Here is an 18,569-nt window from a genome sequence, read left to right as displayed (position 1 = left end):
CGTATAATTGGAGGATTGCTTTGTCATGGTCTTTTTATTCAGACTGTATACACAAATTGTTTTCCTCGGTTGATATTTTTATTCAGGCAGACAAATAGTCAGCTCCTGGTCAATAATGCTCAGGATTCTATTTAAAACCAGCTCCAGGTATTCTTTTTTACCGGTTGTTTTTGATAATAAAATTCCTCCTTCTATCAGCATGATAAATAAGGAAGAATATTCATCTGCATTACAGTCTCTTTTAATCTCTCCCTTGATCTGTCCCTGCCGGATCACAGCAGAAGTTTTTCTGGCCCATTCTTCAAAAGATTTTTTTACCTGCTTTCTGAGCATGGGAAAGGTATCGTCTGCCTCCGTCGCTGCATTCATCAAAGGGCATCCTCCGGTTGCAAAAACTATATCCCAGTTTTCGCGGTAAAAATTCACCATAGCCCGGAGTTTATCTGTTGAGGTTGTATATTCTTCTCCAAAAGACCGCAGCATATTTTTGCTCACGAGGTCAGCATTATGCTTATATACTTCCAGGGCCACCTCTTCTTTATTCTCAAAATTTCCGTAAATACTTCCTTTGGTAAGTCCGGTAGCTTCTGTAATATCCGAAATGGAAGTAGAAGTATACCCTTTACAGTTAAATAAAGAGGCCGTTTTTTCTATAATGAACTGCTTTGTTTTCTCTGCTTTTGACATTTTCAGTAAAAATGTACACAAATATACAAAAATATACCGATCGGTATATTTTATTTTAAAAATAAGCCGGATAATTTCTATCCGGACTTATAAAGTTTATTTGAATAAGGCTTTCTTGATAGTCAGGGCAGCATGTGCTAAAGACTCCTGAATAGCCGGAACGTGGGCTATAGGGTTCAATAATCCATAATCATGTATAAATCCTTTGAAATCTTCAATCGTGGTAGGTACTCCTGCCTCATCAAGCTTTCTTGCATACGCTACTCCTTCATCGTGAAGAATATCATTTTCAGCTACCTGTACCAATGCAGGCGGTAAACCTTTCAGTTCTTCCAGAGAAGCCTGGAATGGAGAAGCATATTTTTCTTTTCTCTGTTGAAGGTCGGAAGTATAATTATTCCACATCCATTTCATCAAAGGAGCTGTAAGGAATCTTTCTTCTGCATATTTTTCCCATGATTCTCTGGTGAAATCAGCATCCGTTACAGGCCATAATAAAACCTGCTGTTTGATTTCCGGTCCTTTTCTGTCTTTGGCAAGCAATGCCACTACAGCAGTCATATTACCACCTACACTATTACCTGCAATAGCAAGTCTTGATCCGTCTACTCCGATTTCTTTTCCGTTTTCTGCAACCCATTTTGTAGCGGCATAGGCCTGGTTAATAGCAACCGGATAATGAGCTTCAGGAGAAGGGGTGTAATCCGGAAATACGGCAACAGCACCACTTTTCACTACTAAATCTCTTACCAGTCTTTTGTGAGTAGGATAATCTCCCAAAACCCATCCACCACCATGGAAAAACATGAATACCGGAAGTCCGTCCTGGGCACCTTTTGGTTTTACAACATGAATATTTACGGTAATATCATCCTGAGTAATGGTTCTTTCGGATTCTTCGATATCAGAATAATCATAGCTTACCGAATTTTGTGCGGCGACTAATACAAGTCTTGCATCTTCAGGAGACATTTCTTCGATAGGTTTTCCTCCTCCACTGTTTAAGTCTTTAAGGAAAGATCTGATCTCTCTTAAAATACTTGGGTCTTGCGCTGCTGGCAGTGAATTGTGTGACATAATTTCTGTTTTTAATTGTTAATAATATGATGATTAAGCTAATTATATTAAACTAGCATTAAGTGTAATTTCAAAGTTGAAAGCCGCACTTACCGGACATCCCTCTTCCGCTATTTTGGCAAACTTCTGAAACTCTTCTTCTGAAATTCCCGGAATCTTAGCCGTTAAAGTCAGTTCTGATTTGGTTATTTTTCCTATTTGGGGATCGAGAGTGATCACTGACTTTGTTGTTAATTCCTCAGCAATAAAACCTGCCTGGGAAAGTTCAGCGGTTAATTTCATGGTAAAACAGCCTGCATGCGCTGCGGCCAGCAATTCTTCGGGATTGGTTCCCACACCGTCCTCAAAACGGCTGCTAAAAGAATACTGAGTTTGGCTTAAGGTGGTACTTTGTGTTGTTATGTGTCCTTTTCCTTCTTTAATGTTACCGTTCCAAACGGCTGTTGCGTTACGTTTCATAATAATAGTTTTTTATATTAATAATTGCTTGATTTTGATATGACAAATTTAGAGTACCTGAGGACTCCCATAAATAGACATTTATCCATAAGTATTGTACTATTTTCCCAAAGAGTAGTTTTTTTTGAAATTACTGGGAGTGCTTCCTACTTTATTGGAAAAAAGACGGTTGAAATAAGCGGGATCTTCATAACCCAGATCATAGGCAATTTCTTTTACAGGCTTATCCGTATAGAACAAAAGTCTCTTGGCTTCCAGTAAAATTCTGTTAATGATAAACTGATTGGGGGATTCAATATTCAGGCTTTTGAACTTATGGGTTAATGTCTTTGGAGCCATGTGAAGAAGCTCGGCATAGTCTGCAACAGTATGCTTTTCCCGGTAATGAATTTCCAGAAGCCGGCTGAAATCGCGGAACAATTCTATATCGTTATGGCTTATATTTTCCACGCGGGTATGTATATTTTGCTTTTTCCAATTCCTGGTAGCACGAATGATTATCTGTTTTAGGTATGTTCTTATCATTTCTTCTTTTGAAGACTCTTTACCTTCCAGTTCATTATAAATATTAGAAAATAAAGTACGGATGGTATCCATTTCCATGTTATCCAGTTCAATTTTGGGAATTTCAAAAATATTATTGAAGAGGAGCCCGTCGCATGCCACTTCTTTATCATGGATCTGTACACAGTAAAAATCGCGGTTGTAATAGATAAGAAAAGAATCTCCCTTTCCCTGGCTTACTTCAAGATACTGATTGGAATTAATAAAAAATAAAGTAGGACCCGTAGTGGTGTAATGATTAAAATCCGTTCTGAGTTCATAGCCTTCCGGGGCGAAGAAGATTTTGATATAAGGCTTAAATCTGTTATCGTGAATATAGTTCAGATTATTTTCGGAAAAAATACCAAATCCTAATTTTTTGTAATTGTCTTCAAAAATAAATTCTTGTGTCATCATATGTATTTATGCTAATTAAAAGTACAAAAAAAGCATGATGTCTACCTATTAAATATCGACATCATGCTTATATCTGTAGAAAAAAATTCTTAGAATGTTACATCTAAACCTACATAAAGGTTGATTTTCATAATAGGAGCGTAAACCATTCCTCCGTCAAAATAATTTCCAAAAGGGTTGCGGAAATCTACGATTGCATTTTTCTGTGAGTAAGAAGTCAGGTTTTCTCCTCCTAAATAAGCCCTTATTTTTTTATTGAAATTCTTAGAGATCTGTGCATTGAGAACAGCATAAGAATTGGAATAAGCAGGAAGCTGGAACTCTTCAGGGTTACTTGAAGTATTCGGAAGCTTTTGTTTGCCCACCCAATTCAGTGTGGTATCAAAACTCCAGAATCCACCTTTGTCGTTTTTATTGGTAGAATATGCAAGATTTACAAAACCTCTGTGCTTGGCCATAAAAGGAACCTCGCGTCTGCCTCCGGTATAATCTGCCTGTACATCATAATATTTATAGGCAACTTTTACATCAAAGTTTTTTAAAGGGATAAAGTCCCATTGCGTCTGAAAACTATTGGCAAAAGATTTTCCTTCCAAATTATAAAATACCAACTGCTGAGGAGACTGATCCAGGTCCACTAACACCTGATTCTGGAAATCTGTTCTGAAGAAATCAGCTATAATGGTAGATTTCTTTCCGAATATTTTAAACTCCTGCTGTAAGCTGGCTCCGTAATTCCAGGCAATTTCCGGCTTTAAACCATAAATATCACCACCGCTCGGAACAATCTGAATATTACGGTTGGAAGCAAAGTACTGTTGGTTTTCAGCAAAAACAGAAGCCGTTCTGAATCCTCTTCCCGCTGATAATCTAAGGATGGTTTTCGGACTGAAGTCATATTTAAAATTCAGTCGTGGAGTAAACTGGGTTCCTGCCAGATTATGAAAATCTGCTCTGGCCCCGGCTACTAGGGTATATTTTAATCCCGTTAATGTATATTCCGCAAAGATTCCCGGAACAATCTCATTCCTTTTGAAGCTGTCTGTAAGATAGGTTTCATCATAGCCGTCGTACATAAAACTGGCTCCCGCTTTATATTTATGATTGGTGTTCCCTAAGATGCTTTCAAAAATCAAATTGGAATAAAAAGTATTCTGTTTTCCGGAATAGTTTCTCAATCCGAAAAAGCTATCCTGCTGATGGTATACATACTGGTTCATCCATCCTAAACTTTGGTAAGGTTTCCCTTTGAAAACATATCCCGTTTTGTTCCAGACCTGAAATCTTGAAATGTTAATCCCCACTCCATACGCATCCTGCTCTTTTTGGGATAACTGCTTATTAAAGGAGGTCTGCCCCGCAGTTCTGTCATCCTTTACAAAATTGATCCCGAAATGAGATCCCAAACCTGAGTTTTCCAGATCATTATAATTAAGCAAATAAGCGGCATTGATCTGTGTGCCTTTCGGGCGGTCAAGGAATCCGTCGTCATTCATATCCGTATTTCCAAATGTACCGTTTCCGTGAAGTAAAATGGTCTGGGACCATTGATCATTGATGGGAGCTACATGGGTAATATTAGCTTCCGCTCTACCATTGAAGTCGGCAAATAAGTTCAGGGAGGTTTCCGGTTCTTTGGCATTTTTCAGCAACTCGGTATTGATCTGGCCTGTGATGCTTTCATAACCGTTGGTTACGGTACTTCCTCCTTTGGTAAGCTGGATGCTTTCAATCCATCTTCCTGGAATGAAGTTCAGTCCGTAAGCAGAGGCTAGCCCGCGGATTTCCGGTAATAGTTCTTTTGTTAAGCTGGTATATTTTTGATCCAGTCCCAGCATTTTCAGCTGTTTTGTACCTGTAACGGCATTGCTGAATGAAACATCCACAGTGGCATTAGTTTCAAAACTTTCGGAAAGATTACAGCATGCCGCTTTTAACAGTTCTTTTTTATCAATATTGAAAACAAGTCCGGCCTCTTTTTTACTTAATGAAGTAGAGGCTTTTGAAGCTGATAATTTGACTTCTTCGATATTTTTTTCATGTTGTCCGGAAGCATGAGCACTTGCCGTATTTTCTTCAAAATGTACCTTGGAACCTTTTTCTCCTAATGCTGTATTTCTGTCATACAAACAACATTCGGGAAGGTTATTGTAAACGGAATCTGTTGCCGTATATTTTTCATTGTCATGGCCCACATCGGCAATCTTCTTTAGAATTTTATCCGCAGAAGTTTTGGAAGGATCGAAATCTAAAATCACACTTTGGGTCTCTGCGCTCCATTCAGCGGTATTTGCTCCTGCATCTTTGGCGGCTTTTTCAATTCTTGTTTTGCAGGAAACGCAGTTCCCTCTTACATAGAATTCATTGTCTTTTTTAGAAGTTTTGGCTTCCGGAGTAATGGCTGTTTGTACAGTTTCTCTTTCGTAATGGCAGCATTCAGGCAATTTTTCATAGGCGCTGTCCGATGCCTTAAATCTTTCATTATCGTGCCCGGCTTCCGCTATTTTTTGAAGAATATTTTCCGGTGAGATATTGGAATCTGTTTCCAGGGTCAGTGTCTGTGTATCGATAGAATACCGCGCTGCTTTTGCTCCTGCTTTCTTAGCGGTGGTTTCTATTCTTTCTTTACACATATCACAGTTTCCTTTTACCTGAAACTGGTTTTTTGTAATCGTTTGGGAAAATAATAATTGTATAGATAACAGTAATGAACCAAGAATAAACTTGGATATATATAATTTCATGTTGATTTAAAATTTAGATTAATTAAAACTTGTTCACGGGAGATCTTCCGGTGAACTTTTGTACAGTAATAATTAACCTATCTTAGGCGGCTGCCAGATTTCTTCCAGACTGTCTGATATGTAAGGGTCTGCGTATTTAAAAACAGGATTTTTTCCAAGGTTATACACAGGGGGTAAGGAAGATAGAGTACTGTTCAGAGAAGGTATTTCAATGAAGGTATAGCAGATAATGCATGAAGAGCAGCAGTCATCATTACATGAAGAGTTTTTATTATCATGATCACCGTGACCTTGCGTTGAAGTTTTATGATTTTTGCAGCAATCCATTTTTTCGGTGTGCGACATCTTGCAGCAGTCCTCTTTTGAAGATTGGGCATACAGCATGTCCTTAGGAATCAGAAAGAGTCCTAAACATAAAAGAATGGTTAAAAACTTAAATGCCTTCACGAGTGCAAAATTACAAAAATTATGGCAAAGGATCCCCAACTTTTATGGCACAATCATGAAATGGTTCTCCATGAGGAGGATTAAGTGCCGGTTTTTCCCCTACGGCTAATTTCTGTTCTACAGGAGCAGGTGGAGGGGTTGCCCCCTGAATAGTTCCGGTAGTGGGCTGTGGAGCCGGTTTACTGTTTAAAGGCTGCCCGACAGGAATATCACATCGGTGCCCCGGTTCTCCGTGGGGTGGATTCATACCCGGTGCTGTTTTTACCTTGGGAGCGGGACCTGCATTGGCAGTAATGGTATTAGGATCTATCTGGATCGCATTCGGGACATTATTTTGTGCTGCGGGAACCTGGTTCAAAGGTTGTCCTACAGGAATGTCACATCGGTGCCCGGGTTGTCCGTGAGGAGGATTCATACCTGCTGAGGTAACCATAGTGGAACCGGATTGGTCCAAAAGAGAAACTTTGGAAGAGTTATTAGTAACCGGAGCTGTTTGCTGAACTCCGTTTTCGTCTTTTAAATAAGTGGGTCTTTCATCTTTCTTACAGGAAGTAATGAAGAATCCAAGCGCTAAAACTCCTAAAATTGTATTTTTCATATCAGATCATCTAATACAAAATTAGCAAAACATTTTTAAATGCTTTGCTAACTTACTATTTATAATCTTATTTTCAGATTAATTTTTAACTAAAAGACGGAACCCTTCTCCGTGTACGTTTATAATTTCCAATCCTTCATCATCTTTTAGAAGCTTACGGAGCTTGGCAATATATACATCCATACTTCTGGCGGTAAAGTAGTTTTCCTTTTTCCATATTTTTCTCAGTGCCAGATCTCTCGGCATGAAATCATTACGGTGGATGCACAGAAGTTTCAGAAGTTCGTTTTCTTTCGGAGAAAGTTTATATTCTTTATCTCCCACTCTCAACTGTCTCAGCATGGAGTCGAAGAAGATATTACTGATCTTAAACTGCTCCTGCTCTTCATTTTCTAAAGTCGAGCTTCTCTGAAGAATAGCTTTGATTTTATAAAGAAGTAATTCGGTATCAAATGGTTTTGTGATGTAATCATCTGCGCCCAGCTGATAACCTTTAAGAATATCCTCTCTCATGTTTCTTGCCGTAAGGAAAATAATGGGGGTATTCTTATCAATCTTTTTTACATCTTCGGCTAATGAAAATCCGTCCTTTTTAGGCATCATTACGTCGAATATGCATATATCAAACTCGTTTTCTGTAAATTCCTTTAACCCTTGTTCTCCATCTGTAGCAAGAGTAACTTCAAAATTATTTATAGTTAAATAATCTTTCAATACAGCTCCAAAACTTTGGTCGTCCTCTACTAGTAAGATTCTGTTGCTCATATTATATTTGTTTTAATTTATTAAACCATTGGAAGCTTTATTGTGAAGGTACTTCCTTTTCCCTTATGTGAGTCTACGATAATTTGTCCTTTATGCAGCTCTATAATTTTTTTGACGTAGGATAATCCTAATCCCTGTCCTTTTACATTATGTATATTTCCTGTTTCTTCTCTGAAGAATTTCTCGAAGATCTTAACTTTATTCTGGGTTTCCATTCCCATTCCCTTATCGGAAATTTCGATGATGTACCAGTTGCCTTCGTTTCTTGTTTTTATATTAATATCCGGTGTTTCGGGAGAATATTTATTGGCATTATCCAAAAGGTTGATCAATGTATTGGATAGGTGGAATTCATCTACATTAAAAATATATTGGTCTGCTGTAAATTCGCTGGTAAGAGACCCGTTTCTCTGCGCCACAATAATCTCGAAAGATGCGGTAATTTCTTTGATAAGCTCTCTGACATTCGTTTCTTTCAAAAATAATTTTACCTCATTCCTTTCCAGCTTGGACATATTAAGAACGTTTTCCACCTGCTTTTTCATTCTTAAATTTTCCTGCTTGATCAGCCCCGAATAATATTTTACCTTTTCGGGATTGGTGGCTATCTTATCATTAGCAAGGGAGTCCGTGGCGACGGAGATGGTGGCCAGTGGGGTCTTAAATTCGTGGGACATATTATTGATGAAATCGGTTTTGATCTCAGCGATCTTTTTCTGTTTCATCATATAATTAATCGAGATGATATAAATTCCCAAAATCGTTAAAAGCGAAAGGAAAGTTCCCAACAGCATCGGCCAGTTGTTCATGGCCAGGGAGTATTCTTTTTTAGGGAAAACCAGTGCAAGGGTGTACAGGGTACGGTCTTTCCGGTCTGTAAACAGGGGGTAGCTGTAGGAATTGTTATCCTTCTTTTCCTTAAAATCTTTATCGGCAACACTGGTAAGCTTATTATTCTTATCAAAGATACCGAACCCGAACTTGGCGGTTATTCCTTTCATTTTAAGTTCTTTGGAAAGAACGGAATCCAGTGTTTTTTCGTTAACCCTTTTGGTGATTGGTAAATTATTGCCATAAATTTTGGCAAATTCTTTCATCGCATAGTCTCCGTTTTCGATATCCTGATTGATCTCGGAGGTGAGCTGTTCGCGCTCTGTCGTGTCTCTTTTTATTTTATAGGCAGCTTCATCCGTATATAATTTGGTTAGATTTAAAGAATCTCCCCGCTGAGAAATAGGCAGCTGCTGTCTTTCAATAATATTTTTGGAATAGATGATCTGTCTTTGAGTCCCGGAATCTGCCACTTGCTGGATGGTCGTTAAAGAAGGCTGGTTATTATTGGCAATAACGTTGTTTCTGAAATTGCTATAATCATCATTCAGATATTTTTCTACTTCTATTTCAGCGACCGCTTTTGTCGTGTTTTCCAATGCAGAATAAACCTTATTAGAGAAATCCTGCTCCAACGCCCCGTAATATCCTTTCAGCCAATAAAATTGGAGTGTGACGAAGACAATCAGTGAAATTGTCATGAACACTGAAATTATTGGGATGAATTTATTATTCATTATCAAATTTGTGTGAATTATGAATGTTAAAAATAATTATTTTAAGACTTGATAAACAAAAAACGAGCCAAAAAATTGTGTTTTTTTTCTTAAAAGTATGGATTTTAACATTTTTTTAAAAATATTTAAATAATTGTCATATGAAAAGCCTTTGCTAGGAATAAAAACTTAAGTTTGTTTAAATAACTAATTATGGCATCGAATATCATTTTTAACAAAGATTTTGATTCAAAAACTGTCTATGTAATGAAAGTGTACAAAGGCAGTGTTTCAGAAGTGTGGAATTATTTTACCCGGCCGGAATTACTGGACCAGTGGTGGGGACCCAAACCCTGGAGATGTGAAACAGTTCAGATGGATTTTAAAAAGGGAGGAAAATGGCGTTATGCGATGGTAGGACCCGATGGGGAGAAGATGTATGCGCAGGTGGAGTTTGGAGAGATTATGGAGCACAGGAGCTTTGACGGTATGGATACGTTTTGTGATGCAGAGGGAAATGTGAACAAAGACTTTCCGCCGGCTCAGTGGCTGTATGGTTTTACGGGAGTGGATGAAGGAGTGAAGGTTACCGTGAATATCCATTTCTCATCTGAAGAAGCGATGAAGCAGCTGATAGAAATGGGATTTGAAGACGGTTTTAAAATGGGACTTAACCAGCTTGAGGAAATTTTGGATAGACCATAAAAAAGTTCAGGAAAGCCAAAGGCTTTCCTGAACTTTATAAAAGATCTTCATCCTGAAAATATTGTATGATCGCCTTTTTCATGAGCAGACTCTGTTCATTAGGCTTTAGATCAGGCAGGTTTTCCAGCTTTTCAAACTGGGGCCATCCCTCTTCATAATGCGTAAACTTATAATATCCGAAGGGTTCCAGCAACCTGCAGACTGCAATATGAATTAAATTCACCTTATCGTCTTTGGTGTATTTTTGCTGGCCGCTTCCAAGCTCCTGAAGTCCTATCAGAAACAATAATGTTTCAATAGGAGGATTCTTTTCCGTTTGGAAATTATCTTCAAAGAACTGTTCTATTTTTTTCCAGTATTCTGCTTCGTTCATTCTCTTTTATTTTCCAGTTTTAATAAAAAAGCATATTCTAATGCATCTTCTTTCAGGGATTCAAATCTTCCGCTGGCACCTCCATGTCCGGAGCTCATATCTGTTTTGAATACCAGAAGATGGTTATCGGTCTTCAGTTCCCTTAGCTTGGCTGTCCATTTGGCAGGCTCCCAATATTGTACCTGGGAATCATGTAACCCTGTGGTGATAAGCATATGAGGGTATTCCTTGGCTTCTATATTGTCGTAGGGAGAATAGGATTTCATATACTCATAATATTCTTTATCATTCGGGTTTCCCCATTCTTCATACTCTCCTGTGGTTAATGGGATGGTTTCATCCAGCATGGTGGTTACCACATCTACGAAAGGTACCTGAGCAACAATTCCGTTAAAAAGTGTAGGCTCATAATTAGCTACCGCTCCTACCAGTAATCCTCCGGCGCTTCCGCCCATGGCATATAAATGTTGGGGGGAAGTATAATTTTCTTTAATAAGATGTTTTGCAGCATCGATAAAATCGAAAAAGGTATTTTTCTTTTCCAGCATTTTACCTTCCTCATACCACTCCCTGCCCAGGTATTCTCCTCCGCGGATATGGGCAATGGCGTAAATGAAGCCACGGTCCAGAATTGAGAGTCTTACGTTAGAAAAGTTTGCATCCACCGTATGTCCGTAACTTCCGTAACCATATAATAACAGAGGGGTCTCTGCTGATTTTTGAGTTTCTTTGTGATAAACCAATGAGATAGGGATTTTGGATTTTCCATCTCTTGAGTCCGCCCATATCCTTTCGGAAATATAATTTTCTGATGAAAATTTACCACCCAGTACTTCCTGCTGTTTAAGAAGTTTCGTGGTTTTTTCCTTCATATTGTATTCATAAGTGGAACCGGGTTGGGTTAATGATACATAGCCGTAGCGTAAAACTTCGGTATTGAATTCTAAGTTAATTCCGATGTATGCCGTATAAGTAGGATCTGAAAAGGGAAGATAATGGGACGTCTTATTTTTCTCATCAATGATTTTGATCTGAAGAAGACCCTTTTCGCGTTCTTCCAAAACCAGATAATCTTTAAAGATTTCAAAACCTTCCAGAAGGACTTCCTTACGATGAGGTATTACATCTATCCAGTTTTCTATTCCACAATTTTCGATCTTGGTTTTTACAATCTTGAAATTAATGGCATCCTCAGCATTAGTGATAATGTAGAACTCGTCTTCGAAATGTTCCACTGAGTACTCCAGGTCCTCCGTACGTTTCTGGATAACTTTCCAATCTGCAAAAACGTTGTGGGAAGGAATAAACCAGTGTTCATCCGAAGTGCTGCTGGAACTGGCAATAAAAATATATTCTAAAGATTTTGTCTTAAATACATTCACATCGAAGGTTTCGTCTTCTTCGTGAAAAACAAGAATATCTTCTGAAATATCTGTGCCTAAACGATGCCTGTATACCTGGAAAGCCCGTAAACTTTTGTCTTTCCGGATATAGAAAATATGTTCGTTATCATGGGCCCACACAGCTTTTCCTGTTGTATTGGGAATCTTATCTGGTAGTATTTCTCCTGTTTCTAAATTTTTGAAATTCAGAGTATAAATTCTTCGTCCGAGATTATCGGTAGAAAAAGAAGCCATTTTATTATTAGGGCTTACCGCCACGCTTCCTACTTCAAAGAAAGATTCACCTTCTGCCAGGATATTAACATCGAGAATGATTTCTTCAGGATGATCCAGAGTCTGGTATTTTCTGCAAAAAATAGGATGTTCTTTTCCTGATTCATAGCGTACGATATACCAATAGGCATTAAAAAAATAAGGAAGGGATTCATCATCCTTTTTATATCGGGACTTCATTTCTTCAAAAAGGTCTTCCTGGAGCTGTTCGGTATCCTTCATTATAAAATCTGCAAAGGTGTTTTCTTCTTCAAGATATTTTATAACCTCCGGATTTTCTCTTTCATTGAGCCAGAAATAATTGTCAATTCTGGTATCACCGTGTATTTCCAGTGTCTTTTTGATCTTATTGGCTTGGGGAGCTTTCATTAATGTTAATTGGTGTTCAAATTTAATTAAAAAAAAACCATCTTTTCTTACATTGAAAAGACGGCTGTTTTATTGATAACAAAAAAAACTATTTGTGTAAGCTTTTAATATATTTTTCTAGAGCCATCGTCATGGACGGTGTTTCCTTTGTAGGCGCCATTAAGTCTATGGTTAATCCGGCTTCTTCAGCTGCTGCCAAAGTGGTGTTCCCGAAAACTCCGATCTTGGTTTCACCTTGTGTGAAATCCGGAAAGTTCTGCTGTAAAGATTTAATTCCTTGTGGGCTGAAAAAGATCAGCATATCGTAATCTTTAATTTTGATATCCGTTAAGTCGCTGCAAACGGTTCGGTACATGATCGCTCTTGTCCAGTCAATATTTGCAGAATCCAGTGTTTTGGGAATATCCGGACTTAATACATCCGAGGATGGTAAAAGATACTTTTCAGACGGGAACTTTTTGAAAAGAGGCAAAAGATCCGAGAAATTTTTTTCGCCGAAACTGATCTTTCTTTTACGGTACACAATATGCTTTTGAAGATAGTTGGCTACGGCTTCAGACTGGCAGATATATCTCATCGTATCCGGAACTGTGAATCTCAGTTCTTCAGCTAGTCTAAAGTAGTGGTCTATCGCATTTTTGCTGGTAAAAATAATTCCAGTATATTGAGTTAAATCAATTTTCTGTGTTCGAAGTTCCTTATTATCAACTCCTTCTACATGGATAAAGGGACGGAAATCAATTTTTATTTTTTCCTTCTTAGCAATATCCAAATAAGGAGAAGATTCGCCCGGTGCAGGTTGAGAAACCAATATAGACTTTATTCTCATCATTAGACTTTTATTAAAAAAATAACAATTTCCAAAGCATTAACAATGGTATGATTTGGAGGGTGCAAATATACAAAAATTTATAATACCACTTTTCCGGCAAAATATCATTTTTGTGAAAGAAATAAAAAAATATCTTAAAAATAAATACAAAACAAAAGGATAATAGATAATAAATGAATATCATATTTTTATCTATGGGAAAATAATAGTGAATGACACATAGTACAATCAATAAAAATGATAAGATAAAATAAAATTTAGTGGCCGTAAAATAAAAAATAGGCCATTTTTTTCCATCCCCTATACTTTGATAAAACAGAAAGCTGAGAACGGACTTCGTAAAATAAAATAAAACGAGGACGATAAAAGTATATCCGAACTTATTCAGCTGATATCCGGCGACCTGAAGATCTGCAATATATTTGGGGACTATGGGGATGTATTGGGAGGCCATTACAGAAAGAGTAAGAGTCGTTACGCACGACACAATAAGCCAGTTGGGAAGGTTATTGCTCGAGTCAAAATATTTCTGTAATAAAAAATCCTGTAAGGCGGCTCCTCTCTCTATGACGTTCATCATAAAAATATACAGGAATATACAGCCTAAAAGAATGAAGATGACCCAATCATTGTTTTCGGGTATCCTAACATGGTTTGCAAAGTTTGTTAATGGCAACGGAATGTTTTTTGCAAAATTATAGATTATTTTGTATAAAATAAAAAGCTTAGATTATCTTTGCAGATTGAAATGAAGAAACTCGTCATTATTCCAACATACAATGAAAAGGAAAATATTGAAAATATTATTTCCGCAGTTTTTGCGTTGGAAGAAGATTTCCACATCCTGGTGGTAGATGATTCATCTCCGGACCATACGGCAGATATTGTAAAGGAATTACAGAAAAAACACCCTCATGAGCTGCATTTATCCGTAAGACATGTTAAGGACGGCTTGGGTAAAGCGTATATTCATGGATTTAAATGGGCTCTCCAAAATGGGTATGACTATATCTTTGAGATGGATGCCGATTTTTCGCACAACCCTGAAGATCTTCCCAAACTTTACGAAGCCTGTGTAAAGGCGGACATGGCTATCGGATCCCGGTATTCAAAAGGGGTAAATGTGGTCAACTGGCCGATGGGAAGAGTCCTGTTATCGTATTTTGCATCTAAATATGTAAGATTTATTTTAGGACTTCCTATCCATGATACCACGGCGGGGTTCGTCTGTTTCTCCAGAAAAGTACTGGAAGAAATAGGATTGGATAATGTAAGATTGAAGGGATATGGATTTCAGATCGAGATGAAATTCCGAGCCTATAAGAAAGGATTTAAAATTGTAGAAGTTCCTATTATTTTTACAAACAGGATTTTGGGAGAAAGCAAAATGAATGGAGGGATCATTCATGAAGCGGTATTTGGTGTTTTAAATTTAAAATGGAAATCACTGATCAACAAACTATGAAGAAGCTTATAGGTCTTTTTATTTTCATCTTTTTGGTTTCCTGCAGCGATTATATTGATAAGCCGAAAAACCTTATTCCTAAAGATACAATGGCTGAAATTCTGGCCGATCTGGCTATTAATGACCAGGCCACTTTTATGTATCAGGGAACTAATTTGGAAAGTGGAACAAGATATATTTTAAAATCACATAATGTGAGCGCTGATGACTATGTCCAGAGCTTCAATTATTATGTGGTAAAACAGAAAATGGAGGGAATCACTAATAAAGCCCAGAAAATATTACTGGAAAAGGATCCTAAGGCCGATCAGTATATTAAAGATAAAATAAAGAAAAATGAAGGAGTTCCTCCCTTCGCAAGATAAATGGATGATGCAGATATATCCCATTCTGCAGAAGGTTCATCATGAAGATGATGTTTAAAATAGACAAGAATGAAATTTTTTAATATAGAAAAAAACTCGGAAGGAAAAGCCAGGGCAGGAGTGATCACAACTGACCACGGGCAGATTCAGACGCCTATATTTATGCCTGTGGGAACAGTGGCAAGTGTAAAAACTGTTCACCAGAGAGAACTTAAAGAAGATATCAAAGCTCAGATTATTTTAGGAAATACATATCATTTATACTTGCGTCCTACGATGGATGTGATGCAGGAAGCCGGGGGCTTACATAAGTTTATGAACTGGGATCTGCCTATTCTTACGGATTCCGGAGGTTTTCAGGTTTTCTCCCTTTCCAACAGCAGAAAAATGACGGAAGAAGGAGTAAAATTTAAATCCCATATTGACGGGAGCTACCATTTTATCTCTCCGGAAAAGTCAATGGAAATTCAAAGGCAGATAGGAGCAGATATTTTTATGGCGTTTGATGAATGTACTCCCTATCCGTGCGAATACAATCAGGCCAAATTATCGATGGAACTTACTCACAGGTGGCTGAAGAGGTGTATCGACTGGACTGAAGAAAATAAAGAACTGTATGGGCATAAACAAAGGCTGTTTCCTATTGTTCAAGGGTCTACCTATTCTGATTTGAGAAAAATATCAGCAGAAGTCATAGCGGAAGCCGGAGCAGATGGGAATGCCATTGGGGGACTTTCCGTAGGGGAACCGGAAGAAGAAATGTACAGAATTACCAATGAGGTTACCGATATTCTGCCAAAAGAAAAACCAAGATACCTGATGGGCGTGGGAACTCCCTGGAATATTTTGGAATCCATAGGACTTGGAATCGATATGATGGATTGTGTAATGCCGACCAGGAATGCACGAAATGCAATGTTGTTTACCTGGAAAGGAGTCATGAATCTTAAAAATGAAAAATGGAAACATGATTTTTCGCCTTTGGATGAGTTTGGGACAAGTTTTGTAGATAAAGAATATTCAAAAGCATATGTTCGCCATTTATTCGTATCTAAAGAATATCTGGCCAAGCAGATCGCTTCCATTCATAACCTTGCCTTCTATCTTGACCTGGTAAGAGTGGCACGGGAGCATATCGTGGCAGGAGATTTTTACGAATGGAAAAAATCCGTAGTTCCTGTGCTGAAACAAAGATTATAAGAATCCATGTTTAAAATCGTAGACAGATATATCATTAAAAAATACCTTGGAACTTTTAGTTTCATGCTTATTTTGCTGTCTATAGTGGTGCTGGTAATAGATGTTCAGCAAAAGATCCCGAGAATAGAAAATGCTAAAAATATTGATCCTAAACTGGATCTTGTTTACTTTTTAATCCATTTCTATCCTTATTGGATCGTTAACCTGGTAGTCACCTTTCTCTCTATTCTGGTTTTTATATCAGTGATATATTTTACCTCGAGAATGGCTAATAATACTGAGATTGTAGCTATTATAAGCAGCGGGGCAAGCTTTCACCGGTTTGCAAGACCTTATCTGTATACTTCCATACTGATTGCGATTATCTCCTTTAGTATTAATCACCTGGTTTTGCCATGGGCTAATATTAAAAAGAATGAGCTGGAAGCTTATACGTATAATCAGCGTAATAAAGATAAAATTTTGGGAACAGCTCCTGCCTCAGCTCAGCTGAGTAAGAATGAGTATATTTTTGTTAACTCCTGGAATAAAAGAGAAAACAGAGGTTCCGGCTTTATCTTTCAGCGTTTTGACAAGGATAGAAGAATGACTTATGAGCTTAAAGCATCTGATGTATATTGGGATAAAGAGAAAAAGCAGTTTGTACTGAACAACTACTTTGAAAAAACCATTAATAAAGATGATACGGAAAAGCTGGGCCATGGATTTGAATCCAGGAGAAGTTATGGACATACCCCGGAAGAGCTTTTCCCCAATGAGCTTTTAGGACAGAATAAAACCACACCTGAGCTCCTGAAGTTTATTCAGAGGGAGAAAGAAAAAGGAAACAGTAACCTTAATTCCTACCTGAATGAGCTGCATCAGAGAACATCAATGCCGGTTTCGATTATCATTCTTACCTTTTTGGCACTTTCCCTTTCTTCCCAAAAGAAAAGAGGAGGTTTGGGAATTAACCTGGCGATCGGAATTTCACTGGCCTTTATCTTTGTCTTTTCATTTGAAGCATTAAAAGTGGTTTCGGAGAATAAAAGCATGTCACCTGCACTGGCGATGTGGTTTCCCAACATGGTCTTTTTACCGATCACGCTTTACCTTTATCTGAAAAGAGCGAATCAGTAAAGGAGTTTTATTTCTTTATGATAGAAAGACTGCAAGCCATCTTCCAGCTCTATCCAGAGCTCTCCCTTTTCGTCAGCAAATCTTATGATGCCATTTTGTCTGTTTTGAGCGGTTTCAAATACTGAAATTTTATCCTTACGGAATAGGTGGAGGTTGAACTGCTCCATTATTTCCTCATCGGAAGGGATATTGGACAGCCTTTTTACAAGGGTGCTGTAAAGAGATTGAGTAAGCTGATTAAGATCAAAGCGGATGCCGGTCTGCGTAAACAGGGACCCTGCATTGGAAATTTCACTGAATTGCTCTTGAAGTATATTAATGCCAATTCCGATTATATAGTAATTTTTACTCTGGGCATTTTTCTTTTCAATAAGAATGCCGACCACTTTCTTACCTTTTACAATAATGTCATTCGGCCATTTTATTTCCACAGGGGAATCGGTCAAACTGGCAAGGAAATCCCTTATTATACTCGCGGTATAATAATTGAATAAACTATCTGAAATTTTGAAGTTTAAACTATTAACGGCTAATGAGAAAGCCAGGTTTTGTTCAGGAATAATCGCCCAGCTGTTTCCATACTGACCCCGCCCTCCGGTTTGATTGAAAGTGTATAAACTTATAAAATCGGATTTCCCGTAAAGTAAAAATCGAAGAATTTCGTCATTAGTAGAAGAGCATTCTTTTATATAAAACAGATCTCTCATTAAGATTAAGAAAACTTTAAGATATTAAGAGTATAAAAGTAAGGCTAAAGTAAAGAAAAAACAATAAATTTGCAGATTATAGTATTTTTTTAATGAATAAAACAGCAGAAAAGCAAGAATTATTAGATAAAATTGTTGAAGCTATCCAAGATGTGAAAGGAGAAGACATTATGATTTTCGATCTTTCAAATATCGAAAACTCGGTAGCTCAGACCTTTATTATATGTAGCGGAAATTCGAATACACAGGTTTCTGCGATCGCAGGAAGTGTAGAGAAGAAGGTAAGAAATGAACTGAAAGACAGACCTTGGCATGTGGAAGGAACAGAAAATGCAATGTGGGTACTGTTAGATTACGTTTCCGTAGTCGTTCATGTATTCCAAAAGCAGGTACGTGAGTACTATGATATAGAAGAACTTTGGGGTGATGCGAAAATCACCAAAATCGAAAACTAATTTTAAATTTTTAAAAACT

The 18,569-nt window shown here is 37.6% G+C and carries 20 protein-coding genes; 6 read left to right on the top strand and 14 right to left on the bottom strand.

Annotated elements, in window-relative coordinates; translation table 11 throughout:
• Nucleotides 1-78 precede the first annotated feature (78 nt).
• From ABJ974_RS15610 to ABJ974_RS15570, 9 genes are all read right to left on the bottom strand, one after another.
• A complete protein-coding gene (locus tag ABJ974_RS15610; protein ID WP_419869142.1) occupies nt 79-687 on the bottom strand; it encodes a TetR/AcrR family transcriptional regulator in 609 nt (202 codons plus the stop codon).
• A 96-nt stretch (nt 688-783) separates the two neighbouring features.
• Nucleotides 784-1,764, bottom strand: a complete 981-nt coding sequence (locus ABJ974_RS15605; RefSeq protein WP_419869141.1) for an alpha/beta hydrolase — start codon at nt 1,762-1,764, stop codon at nt 784-786.
• Between the two features lie 42 nt (nt 1,765-1,806).
• Nucleotides 1,807-2,223, bottom strand: a complete 417-nt coding sequence (locus ABJ974_RS15600) for an OsmC family peroxiredoxin (protein ID WP_419869140.1) — start codon at nt 2,221-2,223, stop codon at nt 1,807-1,809.
• Between the two features lie 99 nt (nt 2,224-2,322).
• The gene (locus ABJ974_RS15595; protein WP_419869139.1) at nt 2,323-3,183 is read right to left on the bottom strand and encodes a helix-turn-helix domain-containing protein; all 861 of its coding nucleotides are present in this window, start codon (nt 3,181-3,183) and stop codon (nt 2,323-2,325) included.
• Nucleotides 3,184-3,272: 89 nt separating this feature from the next.
• Nucleotides 3,273-5,927, bottom strand: coding sequence for a TonB-dependent receptor domain-containing protein (locus tag ABJ974_RS15590; RefSeq protein WP_419869138.1), 2,655 nt, complete (start codon nt 5,925-5,927; stop codon nt 3,273-3,275).
• A 72-nt stretch (nt 5,928-5,999) separates the two neighbouring features.
• Nucleotides 6,000-6,374, bottom strand: coding sequence for a hypothetical protein (locus tag ABJ974_RS15585; protein ID WP_419869137.1), 375 nt, complete (start codon nt 6,372-6,374; stop codon nt 6,000-6,002).
• Between the two features lie 19 nt (nt 6,375-6,393).
• Entirely contained in the window at nt 6,394-6,972 is a 579-nt protein-coding gene (locus ABJ974_RS15580; RefSeq protein WP_419869136.1) for a hypothetical protein, read from the bottom strand.
• Between the two features lie 78 nt (nt 6,973-7,050).
• Complete coding sequence (locus tag ABJ974_RS15575) at nt 7,051-7,737, bottom strand: response regulator transcription factor (protein ID WP_007842513.1); 687 nt, start codon at nt 7,735-7,737, stop codon at nt 7,051-7,053.
• 20 nt (nt 7,738-7,757) lie between these two features.
• On the bottom strand, nt 7,758-9,305 hold the full coding sequence (locus ABJ974_RS15570; protein WP_419869135.1) for a sensor histidine kinase: 1,548 nt from the start codon (nt 9,303-9,305) through the stop codon (nt 7,758-7,760).
• 192 nt (nt 9,306-9,497) lie between these two features.
• Between ABJ974_RS15570 and ABJ974_RS15565 the strand changes: the two genes are divergently transcribed.
• Nucleotides 9,498-9,989: an SRPBCC family protein gene (locus ABJ974_RS15565; protein ID WP_419869134.1), complete on the top strand. Its 492-nt coding sequence runs from the start codon at nt 9,498-9,500 to the stop codon at nt 9,987-9,989.
• A 34-nt stretch (nt 9,990-10,023) separates the two neighbouring features.
• On the opposite strand, the gene ABJ974_RS15560 is transcribed toward ABJ974_RS15565, so the two are convergent.
• The 4 genes from ABJ974_RS15560 to ABJ974_RS15545 form a co-directional block, all read right to left on the bottom strand.
• Nucleotides 10,024-10,362 carry a hypothetical protein gene (locus ABJ974_RS15560; protein ID WP_419869133.1) on the bottom strand — a complete coding sequence of 113 codons (339 nt, stop codon included), beginning with the start codon at nt 10,360-10,362 and terminating at the stop codon, nt 10,024-10,026.
• Nucleotides 10,359-12,407, bottom strand: coding sequence for a S9 family peptidase (locus ABJ974_RS15555; protein WP_419869132.1), 2,049 nt, complete (start codon nt 12,405-12,407; stop codon nt 10,359-10,361). Before ABJ974_RS15555 ends, ABJ974_RS15560 begins: the two co-directional genes overlap by 4 nt.
• Before the next feature lie 88 nt (nt 12,408-12,495).
• Nucleotides 12,496-13,236: a uroporphyrinogen-III synthase gene (locus ABJ974_RS15550; protein WP_419870982.1), complete on the bottom strand. Its 741-nt coding sequence runs from the start codon at nt 13,234-13,236 to the stop codon at nt 12,496-12,498.
• A gap of 13 nt (nt 13,237-13,249) precedes the next feature.
• A complete protein-coding gene (locus ABJ974_RS15545; RefSeq protein ID WP_419870981.1) occupies nt 13,250-13,816 on the bottom strand; it encodes a DUF4271 domain-containing protein in 567 nt (188 codons plus the stop codon).
• A gap of 171 nt (nt 13,817-13,987) precedes the next feature.
• Between ABJ974_RS15545 and ABJ974_RS15540 the strand changes: the two genes are divergently transcribed.
• The 4 genes from ABJ974_RS15540 (at nt 13,988) to ABJ974_RS15525 (ending at nt 17,388) form a co-directional block, all read left to right on the top strand.
• Nucleotides 13,988-14,704 carry a polyprenol monophosphomannose synthase gene (locus tag ABJ974_RS15540; protein WP_419869131.1) on the top strand — a complete coding sequence of 239 codons (717 nt, stop codon included), beginning with the start codon at nt 13,988-13,990 and terminating at the stop codon, nt 14,702-14,704.
• Complete coding sequence (locus ABJ974_RS15535; RefSeq protein ID WP_419869130.1) at nt 14,701-15,069, top strand: DUF4296 domain-containing protein; 369 nt, start codon at nt 14,701-14,703, stop codon at nt 15,067-15,069. The genes ABJ974_RS15540 and ABJ974_RS15535 overlap by 4 nt, the downstream gene beginning before the upstream one ends.
• 69 nt (nt 15,070-15,138) lie before the next feature.
• Nucleotides 15,139-16,269, top strand: coding sequence for a tRNA guanosine(34) transglycosylase Tgt (tgt, locus tag ABJ974_RS15530; protein WP_419869129.1), 1,131 nt, complete (start codon nt 15,139-15,141; stop codon nt 16,267-16,269).
• A gap of 6 nt (nt 16,270-16,275) precedes the next feature.
• A complete protein-coding gene (locus ABJ974_RS15525) occupies nt 16,276-17,388 on the top strand; it encodes an LptF/LptG family permease (RefSeq protein WP_419869128.1) in 1,113 nt (370 codons plus the stop codon).
• Here the strand turns inward: ABJ974_RS15525 and ABJ974_RS15520 are convergent.
• Nucleotides 17,382-18,095 (bottom strand): biotin--[acetyl-CoA-carboxylase] ligase, encoded by a 714-nt coding sequence (locus tag ABJ974_RS15520; protein WP_419869127.1) that lies wholly within the window; start codon nt 18,093-18,095, stop codon nt 17,382-17,384. The two genes, ABJ974_RS15525 and ABJ974_RS15520, sit on opposite strands and share 7 nt — an antisense overlap.
• Nucleotides 18,096-18,187: 92 nt before the next feature.
• Here ABJ974_RS15520 and rsfS point away from each other — a divergent pair, with 92 nt between their 5' ends.
• Entirely contained in the window at nt 18,188-18,550 is a 363-nt protein-coding gene (gene rsfS, locus ABJ974_RS15515; RefSeq protein WP_419869126.1) for a ribosome silencing factor, read from the top strand.
• The last annotated feature ends 19 nt before the right edge of the window (nt 18,551-18,569 follow it).

This window comes from Chryseobacterium sp. CT-SW4 (assembly GCF_048572715.1).
Taxonomy (GTDB): domain Bacteria; phylum Bacteroidota; class Bacteroidia; order Flavobacteriales; family Weeksellaceae; genus Chryseobacterium.
Note: the sequence above shows the minus strand (reverse complement) of the source record. Positions and strands in the feature narration are given on the sequence as shown.

Coding starts and splice junctions, on each gene's coding strand:
- ABJ974_RS15610 (WP_419869142.1), bottom strand. CDS start 687: ATGTCAAAAGCAGAGAAAACAAAGCAGTTCATTATAGAAAAAACGGCC.
- ABJ974_RS15605 (WP_419869141.1), bottom strand. CDS start 1,764: ATGTCACACAATTCACTGCCAGCAGCGCAAGACCCAAGTATTTTAAGA.
- ABJ974_RS15600 (WP_419869140.1), bottom strand. CDS start 2,223: ATGAAACGTAACGCAACAGCCGTTTGGAACGGTAACATTAAAGAAGGA.
- ABJ974_RS15595 (WP_419869139.1), bottom strand. CDS start 3,183: ATGATGACACAAGAATTTATTTTTGAAGACAATTACAAAAAATTAGGA.
- ABJ974_RS15590 (WP_419869138.1), bottom strand. CDS start 5,927: ATGAAATTATATATATCCAAGTTTATTCTTGGTTCATTACTGTTATCT.
- ABJ974_RS15580 (WP_419869136.1), bottom strand. CDS start 6,972: ATGAAAAATACAATTTTAGGAGTTTTAGCGCTTGGATTCTTCATTACT.
- ABJ974_RS15575 (WP_007842513.1), bottom strand. CDS start 7,737: ATGAGCAACAGAATCTTACTAGTAGAGGACGACCAAAGTTTTGGAGCT.
- ABJ974_RS15570 (WP_419869135.1), bottom strand. CDS start 9,305: ATGAATAATAAATTCATCCCAATAATTTCAGTGTTCATGACAATTTCA.
- ABJ974_RS15565 (WP_419869134.1), top strand. CDS start 9,498: ATGGCATCGAATATCATTTTTAACAAAGATTTTGATTCAAAAACTGTC.
- ABJ974_RS15560 (WP_419869133.1), bottom strand. CDS start 10,362: ATGAACGAAGCAGAATACTGGAAAAAAATAGAACAGTTCTTTGAAGAT.
- ABJ974_RS15555 (WP_419869132.1), bottom strand. CDS start 12,407: ATGAAAGCTCCCCAAGCCAATAAGATCAAAAAGACACTGGAAATACAC.
- ABJ974_RS15550 (WP_419870982.1), bottom strand. CDS start 13,236: ATGAGAATAAAGTCTATATTGGTTTCTCAACCTGCACCGGGCGAATCT.
- ABJ974_RS15545 (WP_419870981.1), bottom strand. CDS start 13,816: ATGAACGTCATAGAGAGAGGAGCCGCCTTACAGGATTTTTTATTACAG.
- ABJ974_RS15540 (WP_419869131.1), top strand. CDS start 13,988: ATGAAGAAACTCGTCATTATTCCAACATACAATGAAAAGGAAAATATT.
- ABJ974_RS15535 (WP_419869130.1), top strand. CDS start 14,701: ATGAAGAAGCTTATAGGTCTTTTTATTTTCATCTTTTTGGTTTCCTGC.
- tgt (WP_419869129.1), top strand. CDS start 15,139: ATGAAATTTTTTAATATAGAAAAAAACTCGGAAGGAAAAGCCAGGGCA.
- ABJ974_RS15525 (WP_419869128.1), top strand. CDS start 16,276: ATGTTTAAAATCGTAGACAGATATATCATTAAAAAATACCTTGGAACT.
- ABJ974_RS15520 (WP_419869127.1), bottom strand. CDS start 18,095: ATGAGAGATCTGTTTTATATAAAAGAATGCTCTTCTACTAATGACGAA.
- rsfS (WP_419869126.1), top strand. CDS start 18,188: ATGAATAAAACAGCAGAAAAGCAAGAATTATTAGATAAAATTGTTGAA.